We start from the raw sequence: 17,331 nt of genomic DNA on the forward strand, positions 1-17,331 counted from the left end.
GCACAGACGGGTTTATCGGCACAATAAAATGCAGCCATCGAGTTTGACGGGCAAATAACAACGCTAACGCCATCAGACGACAGGCCATTAATAAATGTGTCCAATCCCAGCAGTGCGACATTCGGCACCGGTGCAGGTGTCCCTGAGACAACGGCGTCCAGGCAGGCTTCTTATGAGGCTCGCTTGGGCGCTTTTTGCTTTTTAAGCGGGAGGAAATCAGTATGTCCCAGGCCACACGCTCGGCTTGTAAAGCAAACACGACGTGCCCTTATTGCGGTGTCGGCTGCGGCGTAACCGCCACTGTGGCAGGCGGCACAATCAGCGCGGTTGAAGGCGACCGCGACCATCCCGCCAATTTTGGCCGGCTGTGTGTGAAAGGCTCGGCACTGCACGAAACCCTTGGCCACCATGACCGGCTCACCACGCCCTGGGTCGATGGCCAGGCCGTTGACTGGAATGTGGCATTAACCACCTTGGCAGAGCGGTTGCAAACGACTCGCGCAACTTACGGCGCAGAGTCCGTGGGTGCTTACCTTTCAGGTCAGCTATTAACCGAAGATTACTATGTGGCCAATAAGCTGTTTAAAGGCTTTTTAGGCACGCCGCACCTGGATACCAACTCGCGACTCTGCATGGCTTCTGCCGTGGCGGCGTATAAACGCTCGTTGGGCGCAGACGCCGTTCCCTGCAACTATGAAGATACTGAAGAGGCCGAACTGGTGGTGCTGGTGGGCTCGAATCTGGCCTGGAACCACCCGGTGCTTTACCAGCGCTTGAAGGTCGCCAAAACGCGCAATCCGCTGATGCGGGTGGTGGTCATCGACCCGCGCGTGACCGACAGCTGCGAAATTGCCGACCTGTACCTGGGCATCGCACCCGGCAGCGATGCGGTGCTGTTCAATGGCCTGCTGGCCTGGATGGCTGAGAATAACAAGCTGGATCAGCTCTATCTGGATCGCCATACACAAGGTTTCGACGAAGCGCTGCTGGCCGCGAGCCAGCATGATATTAATGACGTGGCGGCGATATGTGATATCGACCCTGAGCGGTTGGAGACCTTTTACTACTGGTTTGCCAGCCAACTCCATGTCGTGACGCTCTACTCCCAGGGCGTCAATCAATCCACAAGCGGTACTGATAAGTGCAATGCGATCATTAACTGCCATCTGGCGGGCGGCAAAATCGGTTTGCCCGGGGCGGGGCCTTTCTCGATCACCGGCCAACCCAATGCCATGGGCGGACGCGAAGTGGGTGGGCTTGCCAACCAGCTGGCCGCGCATATGGATTATCACACCCCTGGCGCCCTTGGCCGAATCACCCGCTTTTGGGCGACGGAAACGTTAATGCCCGAACTGCCCCAGGCGCCTGGCTATAAGGCGATCGAGCTTTTTGACGCGGTTGAGCGGGGCGAAATAAAGGCGCTTTGGATAATGGCCACCAACCCAGCGGTCAGCTTGCCGGATGCCGCCCGCGTGCGGCGTGCGCTTGAAAAGTGCTCACTGGTAATTGTGTCTGAGTGCGCAAGCCATACCGACCTGCTGGCCTACGCCGATATCATTCTGCCCGCGACGGGGTGGTCTGAAAAAGACGGCACGGTGACCAATTCCGAGCGGCGTATTTCACGCCAGCGTGGCTTGCTACCCGCGCCTGGCCAAGCGCGTCACGACTGGTGGATTATGTGCGAAGCCGCCAAGCGGTTAGGCTTTCAGGAGGCGTTTGACTATAGCCATCCCCATGAAATTTTTGATGAGCACGCGCGCCTTTCCGGCTTTGAGAATGAGGGAGAGAGCAAACGGCTATTCGATATTTCCGGCCTTGTGGGACTTGGGCGCGAGGGCTACGACGCGCTGGCGCCTATTCAGTGGCCGGTGACGTCTTCAGCGCCTCACGGAACGGCGCGGTTATTTGAAGATGGCAAGTTTGCCACGCCTGATGGGCGCGCCAACTTCATCGCCATAACGCCGCGCTTGCCGGAGCAACGCCTGAGTGACGCCTACCCGCTGCGCCTGAACACCGGGCGTATTCGCGACCAGTGGCACACCATGACGCGCACGGCACGCGCGCCCCGGCTGATGAATCATCGCCACGAGCCGTTTATCGAATTCCACCCAGGCGATGCTGCGAACTATGGCATTGGCGACCAGCAACTGGCAGTATTGTCCGCCGCCAGCGGCGAGTACCGGGGGCGCGTGCGTATCTCGAATGCCCAGCGGCGTGGCGAGGTGTTTATTCCCATGCACTGGAGCGATGCGTTCAGTAAATCGGCGCGTAGCGGTGCCATGCTAAAAGCTTTGACCGACCCTGTGTCAGGCCAGCCAGAAGCCAAGCACGGCGCTGTGGCGCTGGCACCGCTTGAAGTAGCCTGGGAGGCAACGCTGTTGATTGCCCATCCATTAGGGGATAATAGTCAGGAAGTGCCCCCGTGGTGCAGAAGCGATTATTGGGCACGCGTACCCATGCAGGGCTGTCAGCGCTGGCAGCTGGCAGATGCAAAACCGGTACATGACTGGGTGGCGCTGCTCGCTACGTGGCTACCCGAAGGGGCTTCTTTGTGGTGTGAAGACAGCGGCAATGGCCGCCTGCGCGCTGCGGCTATTGTGCAGGGCAAACTGCGCTGGTGGCTGATGGTCGGCCCGCCGCGCGAATTGCCCGGGCTTGCCTGGCTTGAAGCGCGTTTTAATGAAACAGTCATAAGTGATAAGCACCGGCGCCGGCTGTTAGCGGGGTGTGACGATGGAGCCGCCGATACCGGCCCCGTGGTATGCAGCTGCCACCAGGTGGGCCAGGCGGCGATTGTTAATGCCATTCGTGCCGGTGATGCCAGCGTTGAAGCATTGGGCGCACGGCTTGCCTGTGGAACCCAATGCGGTAGTTGTTTGCCTGAATTGAAGTCCCTGATTGAAGAGGAGCGTTCACATGCGCGTGCTAAGCAAGCGTCTACTACAGAAGTGGCCTGAGGCCACGATGCGCTTTACGCAGCGTGTGCTGTCGCCATTCCAGCGCTCCCCGCGCAGCGCCTCAAGTGCGCCTTCGCTTAAGCTACGCGGCGAATGCACGGCTGGGCATGTGTATCTGGTTGGTGCGGGCAGTGGTGATATGGAGCTGTTAACGCTGAAAGCCGCGCGGCTGTTAATGCAGGCCGATGCTATCGTGTATGACCGTTTGGTAGGCGACGATGTGCTGGGGCTGATTCCGCTTTCCGCCGAGCGCTACTACGTTGGCAAAGCCAGTGGCCATCACAGTATGCCTCAAGCGGAAATTGGCGCTTTGATGGTCAAGCTGGCAAGCGCCGGAAAATCGGTGGTGCGCTTGAAAGGCGGTGACCCCGGTATCTTTGCGCGTATGGGCGAAGAGCTTGCCGCTCTGGCGGATGCCAATGTGCCCGCGCACATCGTGCCCGGCATTACTGCGGCGTCTGCCGCCGCCGCAAGCCTGGGGATCCCGCTAACCGACCGGGGCCACTCTCAGCAGCTGCGCTTTATTACCGCACAGCTATGCCGTGAGGGCGGCGCGCCCGACTGGAAAACTCTGGCCCGCCGCGATGAAACCCTGGTGTTTTATATGGGGCTTTCCAAGGTAGAGGCCATTTGCGCAGGGCTACGTCAGGCCGGCTTGCCCGATGAGTGGCCGATCATGTTGGTCGCCAATGCCAGCCTGCCTGAACAGCAGGCATTGGTGGGTACCCTTAACGATATGCCCCAACGCCTGGCGGATCATCCGCTGCCATCACCCTGCGTGATTCTGGTGGGCAGCGTGGTGAGTATGGTGGCGAGCAGCCCCGCTAATGCGCTTGCCTCAGCGGGCATCATCGAAGCGGTCGACCTGACGTAGCGTTGGGAACAGGCGCATCCACAGGCCGACCACCGCCAACGTGCCCACGCCGCCAATCACCGCGGCGGGCACTACGCCAAACCCGGCAGCCATGCTGCCTGCGCGGAACTCGCCCAACTCATTGCTTGAGCCAATAAACAGCATATTGACGGCATTCACCCGGCCGCGCATTTCATCCGGCGTGGCCAGCTGAATCACAGTGGTGCGTACATAAACGCTGATCATATCGGCCGCACCCGCCACCAGCATGGCGATCATTGACACCCAGAACAGGGTTGAGAAGGCAAACACCAGATTCGCCAAGCCAAACACGGCCACGGCGGCAAACATCACATGCCCGGCGCGGCGCTTGATGCCGCGAACGCCAAGATAAAGCCCCATCAATAATGCACCCACCGCAATTGCGCTGCGCAATGCACCTAGCCCTTCAGGGCCAACATGCAGAACTTCCTGAGCGTAAATGGGCAGCAGCGCCACGACGCCACCCAGCAGCACGGCAAATAGATCCAACGAAATGGCGCCCAGAATAATCGGCTGATAGCGGATATAGCGAATGCCTGCGGAAAAGCGCTTCCAGGCGGTGCTTTCCAATACCTTGGCTTTCTCAACATAGAGCACTGGTACCAGCATCAGTAAGGCCAGCGCGACGATAAAGCAGCCCAAGCACACGGCATAAGCCAGGCTGCCGCCGCCCACACTGTAAAGTACGCCGCCCAGCAATGGCCCGCTAATCACTGCGACTTTCATGATCGAGCTATTCAGCGCAATGGCCTGGGCAAGCTGAGCGCGGGGCACAATATTGGGCAACATACTTTGCAGCGTGGGGCCGGTAAACGCCCGAGCACAGCCAAACAGAGCCAGCACAACATAAAATTCAATAACGCTACCGTGATTGGCCTGCGCCAATAAAAGCAGCAGTGCGCTACAAATGCCTTGTACTGCCCAGCTGAGTTGCAGAATGCGCTTGCGCGGAAAACGGTCGACCACATCGCCGGCGGGCAGCAGTAAAATCACCATAGGCAGAAACTGCGCAAGCCCCACATAGGCAAGCGACATGGCATCACGGGTAATGTCATATACCTGCCAGGCCACCACAATGGCCTGAATTTGCATGGCAAAAACGGCTGCAAGGCGGGAGAGAAGAAAGCTTAGAAAGCCCGGTTGGCGATGAATGGGAAGCAGCGGGGCATCGGTCGCTGCAAGCGTGTTGTTGTCTGGGGGCATGGGCGGTATCTTGGTTAGCAAGAGAATGTTAGCAAGCGAATTTTTATAATTCTATCGCTTATGGCGCCAAACGTGGATCAAAATGCCCGTAAATTCCGCCTGGTTAATGCCAAGCCTATTAAGGGGTTTTTCTAGTGAGTGGTTGAAGTCACGTGACGGCTGCCCCATGTTAATTAACACGCTATCAATAGAAAAGGATGTTAATGATGCAAAAGGTTATGCCTAACCCCGGTTTCGGTACTTTTCGCTTGGAAGGCGATACGCTAAAAGAGAGCATTCATGCGGCGCTTGAAGCAGGCTACCGCCATATCGACACCGCTCAGTTTTACGGTAATGAGAAGGGCGTTGGTGAAGCGATCCGTGACAGCAGCGTGCCACGTGGCGACATTTTTCTAACCACCAAGGTGTGGCACGACAACCTGGCGCCGCAGCGCTTGAAAGAGAGCGTTGATGAAAGCCTTGAAAAACTGGGCACCGATTACGTTGACCTACTACTGATCCATTGGCCATCGCCGGATAATGAAGTGGCGATGGAAGAGTATCTGGCTGCTCTCAAAGAAGTAAAGGCACTGGGCAAGGCGTGCCATATCGGCGTATCCAACTTCACCATCGAGCAGCTTGATAAAGCGGTGGAGATTTTGGGTAAAGGCGAAATCCTCACCAACCAGATCGAAGTGCATCCTTTTCTGCAAAACCGCAAGCTGGTTGAGCGCTGCGAGCATCACGGTATTCAGGTAACGGCCTTTATGCCGCTGGCGGTGGGCAAGGTAATGGACGATGCGACCCTCAAGCAGATTGCTGATGCACATAGCGTAACGCCTGCGCAAATTGCCTTGGCTTGGGTCAATCAGCGCAATATGGTCACCATTCCCTCTTCCACCAAGGCGCGTAACATCCAAAGCAATATTGCCGCGTTTGATCTTGTGCTAAGCGACAGCGAAATGACCGACATTGCCAAGCTGGACCGCAAGGAGCGCATCGCCAACCCTGACTTTGCGCCCGCCTGGGACGAGTGATCTTAAATGAGTGCTGAGGAACCTTAAGCTTCTTATAATGTCTTAGCGGTGCCTGTTTTAGCAGGCACCGCTTTTATATAGCTTTTAAATAATCGGCTGTACAGGAAGATTCCATGAAGCAAAAGATTCGCGACAACGCGCTCAAAGCGCAGCTACGAACCCCCATGTTCAAGATGCAACAACAAACGCCCAAAAAGGGCAAAGGCAGCTACTCCCGTAAAGGGCGCAAGGCCCTGCGGGGGTATCGCCAAGCCGCTTAATCAGGCGTTTTGGCAATGCTTCTGCTCTACCCAGGTATAGATCAATCCCTCTTAGCGATAGCCTTTCGCTTGCAGGTGAAATAAATGGGCGTAACGGCCGTTTATCGCGAGTAGTTCTTCATGCGTGCCGCGTTCAATAATTTCTCCCTGGTCGATAACGAGGATGAGATCCGCATTGCGAACGGTTGAGAAGCGGTGCGAAATAAGAATCGTCATTTTATTGTGGCTATGTTGCCGAAACCGGGTAAATACGTCGGCTTCAGCGGCAGCGTCCATCGCGGCGGTGGGTTCATCCAGTACTACAATATCGGCCTCTTCGCGCATGTAAGCACGTGAGAGCGCTATTTTTTGCCACTGCCCGCCGGAGAGTTCCTGTCCGTCCTTAAACCAGCGGCCCAACTGAGTGTTATAGCCTTGAGGCATGCGTTTGATAAAACTGTCAGCCATGCCATTGCGAGCGGCCTGCTGCCAGCGCTCTTGATTATTAAACGCCTGGATGTCGCCCACGCCCAGATTTTCGCCAACCGGCAATTGATAGCGGACAAAGTCCTGAAAAATAACCCCGACGCGTTTGCGTAGCGCACTGCTTTCCCAATCACGAAGATCACTGCCATCCAGCAGAATTCGCCCCTTTGTAGGGTGATAAAGCCGCGTTAAAAGCTTAATGAGGGTGGTTTTTCCTGAGCCGTTTTCGCCGACCAAGGCAAGGCTTTGACCGGGAGACAGGTGCAGTGAGATATGCTGCAATACCTGCTTGCCGCCTGGGTAAGCAAAGCTTACATCTTCAAAGCGCAGCCCATCGCCGGGAAGCGCGCCTTGCAAGCGCGTGCCGCCTTCCTGCTGGGTAGGTTGTTCCAGGTACTCGTAGAGGTTGGAAAGATAGAGGTTGTCTTCGTACATGCCGCTGATAGCTGTCAGGCTTGCAGAAAGCGCAGACTGGCCCTGTTTAAACACCATCAAGTACATGGTCATCTGCCCCAGCGTGATAGCACCTGCAATCGTCTCAACCACTACCCATCCATACGCCGCGTAGAATGTTAGCGTGCCCAGCAAACCAAGCAAGAAGCCCCAGCCCTCACGGCGGAGTGTTAATCGCCGGTCTTCGCTAAATAGCCGGTTGAAAATGTCGCGATAACGTTGCAAAAAAAGCGTCTCAAGGCCAAACAGTTTGACTTCTTTAATGCTGTCTTCGCGGGCCAGCACGGTTTCCAAATAGCCCTGCATACGCGTTTCGGGTGAGCGCCTGCGAAACAAGCGAAACGCATCACCTGAAAACTTGGCTTCTGAAACGAACACCGGCAGGGCGCCTGCCGCTAGAATCAGCAGCGCCCAAGGGGAAAACTGCACAAGCAGTACACTAAAACTGACCAGTGAGATGGCATTTTGCAGCAGCCCGAAGGTTTTATTAACCAGCGCTAAAGGTCGCGTGGAGGCTTCACGGCGAGCACGTGTTAATTGGTCATAAAGCTCTGAATCCTCGAACTGGCTTAATGATAGCGTGCCCGCTTTTTCTAAAATCATGACATTGACTTTCTGGCCCAGCAGGGCGCGAAGCAGCGACTGCTGAGCAGAAAGACCGCGTTGGGCCAGTGCGATCAAGGCGATGATGAGAGCCTCTAAAGCCACAAGCTCAAGCACCGGCATAATAATAACCGTCAGGTTAGCGGAAGGATTGTCGTGATAGGTGTCCATCGCGTTGACGACGCCATCAACGATCAGTTGGCCCACCCAGGCACCCGCCGCAGGCAACACGCCAGCCACCAGAGTACAAAGCGCCAGCCCGAACATCATCCAGCGGGAGGTTTCCCAAACAAGGCCCAAGGCTCGCTTGCTGTAGCGAAACACGTTGAAAAAACCGTTAACCGACGGGGCGTTACCAGAGGTGGAAAACAGTGGGGGCATAGGGAGTTAACATGAACCGAGAACGAAAGAAGCTATTATGATGCGTGGGTTGCGTCGCAATAGCCACTTCAACCGCCAGAGCCTTATAGCGCGCGACGGTTGCAGCAGGAGAAGAAGATGAGCACAGGCTCTTTTCGTACAAATCTTAGGGAAGGATAAAGGCACCGTATACAAGCGCACCCATTACCACAAACGCGGGATGAACGCTGAACCGTACCAGCGCAATCGCGGCAATGGCGCCGATAATCAGCGTATGTACCCACCCCGCGCCATTAACGCCTTCAAGGAAAAAGCCAAACGTTAACCACACCATCATAATGGCGATCACTGGGCGTACCCATTGGCTCATACGCTTGACTTGGGGCGACTCGCGATGACGGTACAAAAGTCCTAGTGCGGCAATCATCAGCAGTAACGAAGGTACAACCGTTGCCGCTATCGCGACGGCGGCACCGCCGATGCCGGCCACTTCATAACCCACGTAGCCGGCCATTTTAGTAGCAATCGGGCTAGGCAGCGCGTTTCCAAGTGCAAGCGTTTCCGCGAAACCCTGAGACGTCATCCAGCCATAGCGGCCGACTACTTCGGCTTCAAGCAGAGGGATAATGGCTGGACCACCGCCGTAGCCAACAATGTTCGGTACAAAAAACGCCAGGAAGAGCTCCCAATAAATCATGCTGAGCGCTCCGCTTTTTTAGCCGTGGAAGGGCGTAACAGCGCCACCAGCAAAATCGCACCAATAATAAAACCGGGGTGAATGCCCAGCCAATAAATCAATATGCCAGCGGTAATCGCCATTAGGCTACTGACAAGCCAACCTAGCGCCTTTTGCGATTTATCAAAGAAGTCCCAGGCCAGTTGCCCCATCATCACCATCACGACGGGAACCACGGCTTGCCCCATCCCACGAATCCAGGCCACATCCCGATACCGGCTAAAAACGCCCAGCATGACCACCATGGCAACTATCATGGGAAAACAAACTGCAAGTACCGACGCTATACAGCCACTAATGCCGCCTACACGGTAGCCGATATAACCAGGCATTTTAGTTGCGATAGGACCAGGTAAGGTGTTGCCAATGGCTAATACATCGGCAAACTCTTCGTCCGTCAGCCATTGGTGGCGTGTAACGACTTCTGCATGTACCAGCGGTATCATTGAAGGGCCGCCACCGAAACCAAAAATACCGACTCGAAAAAAGGCCCAGAACAGGGCTGTCTGTTTCATCAGCGTGTCACGCTATGGTAAGCAGGCCGAAAACGGTAGTAGATGCGTTGAAAAACCATATTCTCTCTTTATATCGTTTATAAGTGATAAAATCGATTATTTTTCAGGGTAGAATAATATAATCAAGAGCGTTAGCAGGCGTCAAACGGAATAAATGATATGCGCTCACCGGTGGATGAAAGGACCCTACCATGAACCAGTACATTCAGCCCTCCACAACGACAGCATCTAGCCGTATTTACGATATTTTACGCAAAGACCTGGTTAATGGGCGTTTTGCTGCTGGCGAAAAGTTGGCAATCAATGCGCTTAAAGAGCTGTATCAAGTGGGCTTAAGCCCCTTGCGTGAAGCGTTAAACAAGTTGGCCGCCTATGGTCTGCTGATACAGGAAAATCAGCGCGGTTTTCGGGTGCCGACTCTTTCACGCAGTGAACTGGATGATATTGTAAAAACGCGCTTGGCCTTGGAAAGTATGGCATTTGAACAGGCAATTTCGCTGGGGGATGCGGCGTGGGAGGCAAACCTTCTCGCGGCAGAGCATCGCCTGAAATGTGCCGACATGACGCTGGATAATGACGATGAGTGGGAGCGATTGCATACCCAGTTTCATCGCACGCTGGTCGCATCGTGCGGCTCTATATGGTCGCTGCGGTTTATTGAACAGCTGCACGATCAATTTGATCGGTACCGGCGCTTGGGCCCCAAAATGCCGGTCATTCGCCAGGAGTTGGATCAGCAGCACCATGAGCTAGTGGCGCTCGCTTTAAAGCGCGACGTGAAAGCAGCGCGAAAGCTTCTTGATGAGCATATCCTTAAATCCTATGAGGCTGCACTAACGTGCTTTGCGCAGCACGGCTAAAAGCACCAGCTAAGCCGTCAGCGATCAGTGTACACTGGCGCGTACTAAACACGATAAAGTGGATGTAAAAGAGCGATGCAATATTCAGATAGTGATGTCATTGAGCAAACGTTGAGCTGGGTGCGCAACTTTATTGTGGCTGAAAACGTATGTCCCTTTGCTCAGCGAGAAGTAGAACGTGACACTATTCGTGTGGGCGTCGTACGCTCAAAAAAGCTTGAGGTGGCATTGGAAGAGCTGATGGTCGAAGTGCAGTGGTTGGATGAGCATCCGGAAACAGAAACCACGTTGCTGGTCTTTCCCACGCTTTTTAAGCACTTTGACCACTATCTGGACTATGTAGAACTGGCAGAAAGCATGCTGGCCGAACAGGGCTATGAAGGTGTTTATCAGCTGGCGACTTTTCATCCGGACTACTGCTTTGAGGACGCCACGCCAGAGGACGCCTCGAACTACACCAACCGCTCACCCTACGCAATGGTGCACCTATTGCGCGAAGCGAGCGTTGAAAAAGCCATTGAGTTTTATGGTGATACCTCGGTCATCCCGGAACGCAATGTGGCCCACTTGACCGCGATGGGGAGCAGTAGGGCAGAGCGCTATCTTCAGGATGCGTTAGCGCAACGGGCATTTCCGGGTAAAACGCCATAACGCCTTATTCGTGCTGTTTATGTAAAGCTCAAACGCCCTTGCTTTGGATCGATTGTTGCGCTTTTCTCTGCTTGTATGCCAAGCGCCGCCACTACAATCAACATGACAACGAGTAAACCTAATGCACCTGCAAGAGCATAGTTCACAGGTAGATCTTTCTTTACGTTAATCTCTCACTTAAGGGCAGTGGAGCAGGAAAGGGACAACCGCTTCTTAATGAATCAGGAAGGCTCATCGGGGTGGTTGTAATATCGATTAAAAATCATAAAAATTAATATGTTAGTCGATTAATTTATAAAAATTTATGCATCACGTAGCTGTCTACGAGTCCTTGTGCCGCGTGACAATAAGCCTTCGGCACCGTGCCCACAATACTAAATCCTAAACGCTGCCAAAGCGCTACCGCTGCGTCGTTCGTAGCTACGACAGCGTTAAACTGCATGGCTTTAAAATCATGGGTGCGGGCGAGTTGCTGAGAGTGTTCACACATCGCGCGCGCAACGCCTTTACCGCGGGCGGCAGCGGTGACCATATAGCCGCAGTTACACACATGGCTACCCGGGCCTGCCGCATTGGCTTTTAGGTAGTAGCTTCCCACCAGTTCGCCTGCTGAGTCTCTTACGGCATACGTGGCTTTGGGTACTTGGCACCATAGTGAGTAGGCCGCCTCGTAGCTAATGTCGGGGTCAATGGCATAGGTGTGTTGTTCCGCCACAATCGCCTTAAAAGTGGGCCAGAAAATAGCGAAGTCGTCTTGCGTCATCAAGGTGAAGGTAAGTGTAGACATGGTTAATACCTGGTAGAGATAAGCCGCGTAGCATGTGATGGGCGTTAATGGTACCAGGCCGCAGCGATACATGCGGCTGTCAACATGGAAGGGGCATCTGCTGAAGCCCCTTAAGCGGCTGCACGTTGCACTTATTTTGCTACTTGAGCAACGATTTCGTAGCTACGCACGCGGTCGGCATGATCAAAAAAGTCACTATTAATCATTAATTCATCGGCGCCTGTACGTTCCTGAAAGTCTTCAAGTCCCGCTTTAACTGTTTCTGGACCACCAATAATCGCGGCACCCAGGAACTGGTTGACTTGCGACTGCTCCATGGGTGACCAGTCCAGCTGCTCTACCGGGGGCTGCGACTGAGTCGGCTTGCCACGAATAAGGTTCAGAAACTTCTGCTGGGCGGAGGTAGCAAGGTAATGCGCCATGGCATCATTTTCAGCGGCCATCACCGGCAGTCCGACCATGGCATAAGGCTTATCCAGATGCTCAGACGGGCGGAAGTTATCGCGGTAGAGGCGTAACGCTTCAAATAGATAGCCGGGTGCAAACTGCGCCGCAAACGCAAAGGGCAGGCCCAGCCTGGCGGCCAGTTGGGCGCTGTAGCCGCTTGAACCCAACAGCCAGATAGGCACGTTAGTTCCTTGGCCAGGTACCGCTTTCACCTGCTGGCCGGGCTCTGCATCACCCAGGTAACGACGCAGCTCGCTTAGTTGCTCGGGGAAATCATCTACGCCAGAATGCATGCTGCGCCGCATGGCACGCATAGTGGCACCGTCAGAACCAGGCGCCCGCCCAAGCCCCAGGTCAATGCGCCCAGGGTAGAGCGTTTCCAGCGTGCCAAACTGCTCGGCAATCACAAGCGGAGGATGATTAGGCAGCATTACCCCGCCCGAGCCTAGCCGTATAGTGGAAGTGTGGCCTGCCAAATGGCCAATCAGAACGGACGTGGCGGCACTGGCGATTCCAGGAATGTTGTGATGTTCGGCAAGCCAGTAACGGGTATAGCCCAACTGCTCGGCTCGCTGTGCCAGTGAAACGCTATCACGGAACGTTTCAGCAGCGCTGCCGCCTTGGCGTATAGGGGCAAGGTCGAGAACAGAGAGCGCGGTCGAAGAGAGTTGGCTCATATTTCACCTACTAATAAAGACGTGGAGCATGCTTAAGAATTTGGGCGCGTATGCAATGAGACGGTACGCGGTTAAATCATTAGCACGCTTGTTAGTAGAGTGTATGCGGGCTACGAAGGCCAAATGCAAGGAGCAGCCCTTTTGGGCTGCGTAACCTGTTTGATCGGTTAGTCACTCGGCGGGGTGGGGCGAACCAGGATCTCGTTAACGTCGACATGAGCCGGTTGAGAGAGCGCATAAATAACCGCGTTGGCAATATCGCGAGCTTCCAGCGCCGTTTCAGGCGGTCCATCAAAAAAGGGCGTATCGACATGCCTGGCTCAATCAAACGAGGTGACATCAGTGGATGGCCCGTTTAGCGTGAGTATGCTGGAGCCTCTTTGAGCATGGAGGAGAGGTCGAGAATGGCTTGCGCCATGTCTGCCATGCTTTTGCTTTGATCCATTGATGTCTTGCGAAGGAAGCGGTAAGCCTCCTCTTCACTCATTGATTGGTGCGCCATAATAAGCCCTTTAGCGCGTTCAATAAGCTTGCGCTCGCGCAGTGCCTTACGGGTATTTTCCAGCTCATCGCTTAATCCTTGTAGGCGGCTGGACTGGGTCTGGGTTAACGCTATCAGGGAGCGGCCAAGCGGTGAGGTCAGCGCGCTGGCCGTTAAATCACCCGACGGCTGAGGATGGTTAAGGGCCAGTAACGGTTCGCAAGGCGCGGGTTTATGCGCGTAAGGCTTGGCTTTGGTCTGCTCAAGCGTTGCTTCTGCCTGGTGTATTTTGCGATAGCAAAGCGCGGCTAGCTGTGCGTTTAACGTATCTTCGACGCTTTTGATTGCATCAATGCGCAGCGTGGTTAGCTCGTACCAGGTTTCACCCAGCGGGTTAGACGCTATGTGCGGCGACGCTGGCTGGCAGGCGGCCTCGCGCAGTTGTTGAATGCCGGTTAGCGCGCTGGTTGAAACGGCTTGCTGCCAGGCAAGCGCGGCGTCTGGAGTAGCAAATTCGATAAAAGTGTCAAAACAGCGCTGCTGGTCGTTAACCAGTTGGCCGAGAAGTTGGCGGTGACTGTCATCAAAATGGCCAAGGGTATAGCCAAAGGCGCCACAGGCACGCTCTTGTCCGGCCAGCTCCTTGCCTTGCATGAGATGGAAAATAGCCACCAGCGCGCGGGTAATATCTGGATCGTCTGAAGTGTCGGCAGCTTCGAAGACAATCGCTAACAAACCGCCAATAAGGTGATTAAAGGCTTGGGTGGCGGCATCGGGAGAAATAGCAACGTTATCAATGGCGCTGCGCAGTGCGCTTAAGTCGTCCAGGGCGTTCCACATGGCGGCTATTCGGCGCAGCAGGCGCGCCGCTGCCTGTGGGCGTGCTTCCTGGCTTAGCGCCTCTAAGCGCCTGCGCATCAGCGCTTCGGCCTCTTTGCTCTTGTTAATATACGTCTGGCGGCGTGTTTTAAAGCGCTGACCTTGAGAGGCGAGATAAATCGTTGAGGCACCGCGTTCGCGCTGAAGCACATGGATAAAACGGCTAATATCCGCAACGATTTCTGAGGTCGTTGCTAAATAGCGAAAATTGTCGATATCGCAACGAATGGCGGTTAAGAGTAGCTGCAGGGCAGATGACATAACGATTTCCTTTTACTCGCCGCGTTGCCCCCTTCTCCCATGGCTGGCTTGCGGCGGAGAGTAGGGGGCTGCTTGAGTGTAATGCCTGGTGTTAACGTAATGCCTAGCGCTAACGTAATGAAAGGGCCCCCGCACCGGTATCATCGCCCACGGCATCACGGTAAGCGTTTGCTTCTTGTGCTTCCGTTACGTCGTTAAACCGAACGACTAATACACACGAGGCCAGTACCAGAACGGTCACGCCCAGGTAAAATAGCCCTTGTTGATAGCTTAAGCTTTCACTGCGAAACAGAAAGGCTGCCGAGACGGCGCCGACATTTCCGCCTGCACCCACAATCCCGGCAACTGCGCCCAAGGCTTTTTTATTGATAAACGGCACGACACCGAACGTGGCGCCTTCGGCCATTTGTACGAAGAGGCTAAACACCAGCATGATGCCAATGGCCAAGCTTAGAATGTGCATTTGCGAAAAGGCGACCAGCGCAATGCCTTCACAAAGCAGCGCAATAAATAGCCAGCGCACGCGTCCTTTTAACCCGCCCTGTTTGGCGAATAGGTCCGAGAAAACACCACCCAGTGTGCGGGCAAAAATATTCATCAACCCAAAAAGCCCTGCAATCATGCCAGCCATTGCCAGCGTTAAGTCGAATTTGTCGAAGAAGTAGATAGCCGCAATATTGTTGATCGTAAGTTCAACACCAAAACAGAGCCCATAAACGACAAACAGTGCCCAAACGCGGATGTCTTTCGCCGCTGCTAAAAAGCATTGAGTGGCGCTGTTCTCGCCCGTTGCCTCGGGCAATTCACCCCGTGCGCGCAGGTCACTAAAGTTGCCGTCAGGCGCATCCTGCGTGAGGAACCAGTAACCGAGCCCGGTGATAAACATCACAATGCCGGGCACGACCATGGCAAGACGCCAGCCTAGCGCTTCGTTAACGCCCAGCATTAGCATGCCTGCAAAGATAAGCGGCATGAGAATTTGCGTGGTACCGCCTCCCAGATTACCCCAGCCCGCACTCGTTGCATTGGCGGTACCCACGACATTGGGCGCAAACATCATGGTGGTGTGGTACTGCGTAATCACGAATGAGGCACCGATAGCGCCAATGGCTAAGCGGGCTAGCAGGAACGTCTCAAAACTATTGGCAAAGCCGATGCCCATGACCGGTAGGGAGCCTAAAATGAGCAGGCCCGTGTAGGTTTTGCGCGGTCCTAATCGGTCACACAGCAATCCGATCAGGAGCCGTACGATAACGGTAATCGCGACAGACGCGATGATCGTGTTGCCAATTTGTGTCTGTGTCAGGGAAAGGTCATCGCGCACCACCGCCATGAGTGGCGCGATGCCGAACCAGCCAAAGAAACAGATATGAAAAGCAAACCACGACAGGTGGAAGGCACGCATCTGAGGCGTGGAGAACGTCAGCAGTCGAATACGATTGGCTTTATTGCGTATGTCCATGGGATGGCCTCACAGGATCTTAACCAGTTGAGCATCACGCAACGCCAAATCGCTCTGTTGCGTTACGTGTTCACGAGAACATGCCTTCGTCATTGAAGGTCAGGCTCGACGCACTCGTACCCGGTTGGGCCTGGTCTACGCCTACCATCACAAGAGATAGTTAAGCAATTAATTCGCCATCGGGGATTTTTATAAGCCTTATCAGTTGGTTACTTTTTATAGGCCGAAGATTTACAGAAAGAGGAATAGCCCCATGCGCTGTTGATGGGCATGCCGTAGGCGGCATGCATCACAATAGTGCTGTTTAGTCGTGCAGGTAAACGGCGTCGATATCCAGCGTTGAGTGATTGCCGATTGCCTCGAAGTGCTCATCCAGCCAGCGCTGCGCGGCATCTCGGCCTTGTTCAAAAAGGTGTGAAAGAAACGACCATTCCGAATTCATCTTGCTGGAAACGGAAAGGTTTTCCAGCGCTTGCTCGCCGCTAATACGGTGAAAGAGGGCCTGCTGGTAACAGTTGTTGATCCCTTGCTCTTCCAGGGCGTGTTGCAGTAGCGCAATCATGCGTATCTCTTTAATCAGCGCGGCGTTAAAGGTAATTTCATTAAGTCTGTTCAGGATGGATGACGCACAGGTCGGTACTGAGTCGCGGCTAATAGGATTAATTTGTACCAGCAGGATATCGCGTGAACTGCACTCCTCCATTAAGGGAAACAGCGCAGGATTGCCCATGTAGCCACCATCCCAGTAGGCCTCGCCATCAATTTCAACGGCCTGGAACATCAAGGGTAAACAGGCAGAGGCCATTACAGCATCAAGACTCATCTCTTCACGACGAAAGACACGCTGTTTGCCCGTGCGCACATTGGTGGCCGCCACAAACAGCTTAAGCTGCTCGCATTGGCGCACCCGCTCGAAATCAATGTGTGCATCAACGATGTCACGCAGTGGGTTAACGTTTAACGGGTTGAATTGATAGGGCGAGATCAGGCGCGTCATAAGGTCCATCGCGATATAGCCAGGCGAATGATCAAGGCTCCAGTTGCCTGTCCAGACATCCATCGGCGAACGGCGTACCGGGCTTGCCATACCCGCGCGGCTGACCGCCTGCCAAAAATCTGTAAGTGCTTGCCTGGCTAACGGCTTGCCGCCCCTGGTAAGGGCATCTGCCATCACCACGCCATTCATGGCGCCGGCGCTGGTGCCGCTAATACCTTCTATTTCGATGCGCTCATCTTCAAGCAGGCGGTCAATGACGCCCCATGAATAAGCGCCGTGCGCCCCACCGCCTTGCAATGCGAGATCCAGCTTCTTGACTTGAGTCATAAGGCCTCATGCGTTAGTAAGCTTATTTATGCTGCACTG

General features: G+C 54.6%; 16 protein-coding genes and 1 pseudogene. 6 read left to right on the plus strand and 11 right to left on the minus strand.

Going from position 1 to position 17,331, the window contains the following annotated elements; genetic code table 11:
• Positions 1–221: 221 nt before the first annotated feature.
• The gene (locus INT20_RS09445) at positions 222–2,957 is read left to right on the plus strand and encodes a nitrate reductase (RefSeq protein WP_193056814.1); all 2,736 of its coding nucleotides are present in this window, start codon (positions 222–224) and stop codon (positions 2,955–2,957) included.
• Positions 2,917–3,831, plus strand: coding sequence for a uroporphyrinogen-III C-methyltransferase (gene cobA / locus INT20_RS09450; RefSeq protein WP_192526677.1), 915 nt, complete (start codon positions 2,917–2,919; stop codon positions 3,829–3,831). The genes INT20_RS09445 and cobA overlap by 41 nt, the downstream gene beginning before the upstream one ends.
• On the opposite strand, the gene INT20_RS09455 is transcribed toward cobA, so the two are convergent.
• Entirely contained in the window at positions 3,796–5,055 is a 1,260-nt protein-coding gene (locus INT20_RS09455; RefSeq protein ID WP_192526678.1) for an MFS transporter, read from the minus strand. The two genes, cobA and INT20_RS09455, sit on opposite strands and share 36 nt — an antisense overlap.
• A 206-nt stretch (positions 5,056–5,261) precedes the next feature.
• Here INT20_RS09455 and dkgB point away from each other — a divergent pair, with 206 nt between their 5' ends.
• Positions 5,262–6,071 carry a 2,5-didehydrogluconate reductase DkgB gene (gene dkgB, locus INT20_RS09460; RefSeq protein WP_407647897.1) on the plus strand — a complete coding sequence of 270 codons (810 nt, stop codon included), beginning with the start codon at positions 5,262–5,264 and terminating at the stop codon, positions 6,069–6,071.
• 113 nt (positions 6,072–6,184) lie between these two features.
• Positions 6,185–6,331 carry an alternative ribosome rescue factor ArfA gene (arfA, locus tag INT20_RS09465; protein ID WP_087108287.1) on the plus strand — a complete coding sequence of 49 codons (147 nt, stop codon included), beginning with the start codon at positions 6,185–6,187 and terminating at the stop codon, positions 6,329–6,331.
• A 51-nt stretch (positions 6,332–6,382) separates the two neighbouring features.
• Here arfA and INT20_RS09470 read toward each other — a convergent pair whose 3' ends face one another.
• From INT20_RS09470 to INT20_RS09480, 3 genes are all read right to left on the minus strand, one after another.
• Positions 6,383–8,233 (minus strand): ABC transporter ATP-binding protein, encoded by a 1,851-nt coding sequence (locus INT20_RS09470; RefSeq protein ID WP_192526680.1) that lies wholly within the window; start codon positions 8,231–8,233, stop codon positions 6,383–6,385.
• Positions 8,234–8,378: 145 nt separating this feature from the next.
• The gene (locus INT20_RS09475) at positions 8,379–8,909 is read right to left on the minus strand and encodes a chromate transporter (protein WP_192526681.1); all 531 of its coding nucleotides are present in this window, start codon (positions 8,907–8,909) and stop codon (positions 8,379–8,381) included.
• The gene (locus INT20_RS09480; RefSeq protein WP_192526682.1) at positions 8,906–9,463 is read right to left on the minus strand and encodes a chromate transporter; all 558 of its coding nucleotides are present in this window, start codon (positions 9,461–9,463) and stop codon (positions 8,906–8,908) included. Before INT20_RS09480 ends, INT20_RS09475 begins: the two co-directional genes overlap by 4 nt.
• Before the next feature lie 191 nt (positions 9,464–9,654).
• Between INT20_RS09480 and INT20_RS09485 the strand changes: the two genes are divergently transcribed.
• A complete protein-coding gene (locus INT20_RS09485; RefSeq protein ID WP_192526683.1) occupies positions 9,655–10,323 on the plus strand; it encodes a GntR family transcriptional regulator in 669 nt (222 codons plus the stop codon).
• Between the two features lie 75 nt (positions 10,324–10,398).
• A complete protein-coding gene (locus INT20_RS09490) occupies positions 10,399–10,974 on the plus strand; it encodes a DUF1415 domain-containing protein (RefSeq protein ID WP_192526684.1) in 576 nt (191 codons plus the stop codon).
• A gap of 17 nt (positions 10,975–10,991) precedes the next feature.
• Here INT20_RS09490 and INT20_RS18230 read toward each other — a convergent pair whose 3' ends face one another.
• The 7 genes and pseudogenes from INT20_RS18230 to INT20_RS09515 all read right to left on the minus strand — a co-directional run bounded on the left by INT20_RS18230 (position 10,992) and on the right by INT20_RS09515 (position 17,292).
• Positions 10,992–11,120, minus strand: coding sequence for a hypothetical protein (locus INT20_RS18230; RefSeq protein ID WP_264299230.1), 129 nt, complete (start codon positions 11,118–11,120; stop codon positions 10,992–10,994).
• 146 nt (positions 11,121–11,266) lie between these two features.
• Entirely contained in the window at positions 11,267–11,761 is a 495-nt protein-coding gene (locus INT20_RS09495; RefSeq protein WP_087108423.1) for a GNAT family N-acetyltransferase, read from the minus strand.
• Positions 11,762–11,892: 131 nt separating this feature from the next.
• The gene (locus tag INT20_RS09500; RefSeq protein ID WP_192526685.1) at positions 11,893–12,885 is read right to left on the minus strand and encodes an LLM class flavin-dependent oxidoreductase; all 993 of its coding nucleotides are present in this window, start codon (positions 12,883–12,885) and stop codon (positions 11,893–11,895) included.
• Positions 12,886–13,052: 167 nt separating this feature from the next.
• Positions 13,053–13,225: pseudogene (locus INT20_RS18070) on the minus strand (short-chain dehydrogenase); the annotation flags it as partial.
• Between the two features lie 15 nt (positions 13,226–13,240).
• Positions 13,241–14,506, minus strand: coding sequence for a nitrate regulatory protein (locus INT20_RS09505; RefSeq protein ID WP_193053457.1), 1,266 nt, complete (start codon positions 14,504–14,506; stop codon positions 13,241–13,243).
• A gap of 109 nt (positions 14,507–14,615) precedes the next feature.
• Positions 14,616–15,968 carry an MFS transporter gene (locus INT20_RS09510; protein WP_193056815.1) on the minus strand — a complete coding sequence of 451 codons (1,353 nt, stop codon included), beginning with the start codon at positions 15,966–15,968 and terminating at the stop codon, positions 14,616–14,618.
• Between the two features lie 304 nt (positions 15,969–16,272).
• Entirely contained in the window at positions 16,273–17,292 is a 1,020-nt protein-coding gene (locus INT20_RS09515) for a patatin-like phospholipase family protein (protein WP_193056816.1), read from the minus strand.
• Positions 17,293–17,331: the final 39 nt, after the last annotated feature.

Source organism: Halomonas citrativorans (assembly GCF_014898005.1).
Lineage (GTDB): Bacteria > Pseudomonadota > Gammaproteobacteria > Pseudomonadales > Halomonadaceae > Vreelandella > Vreelandella citrativorans.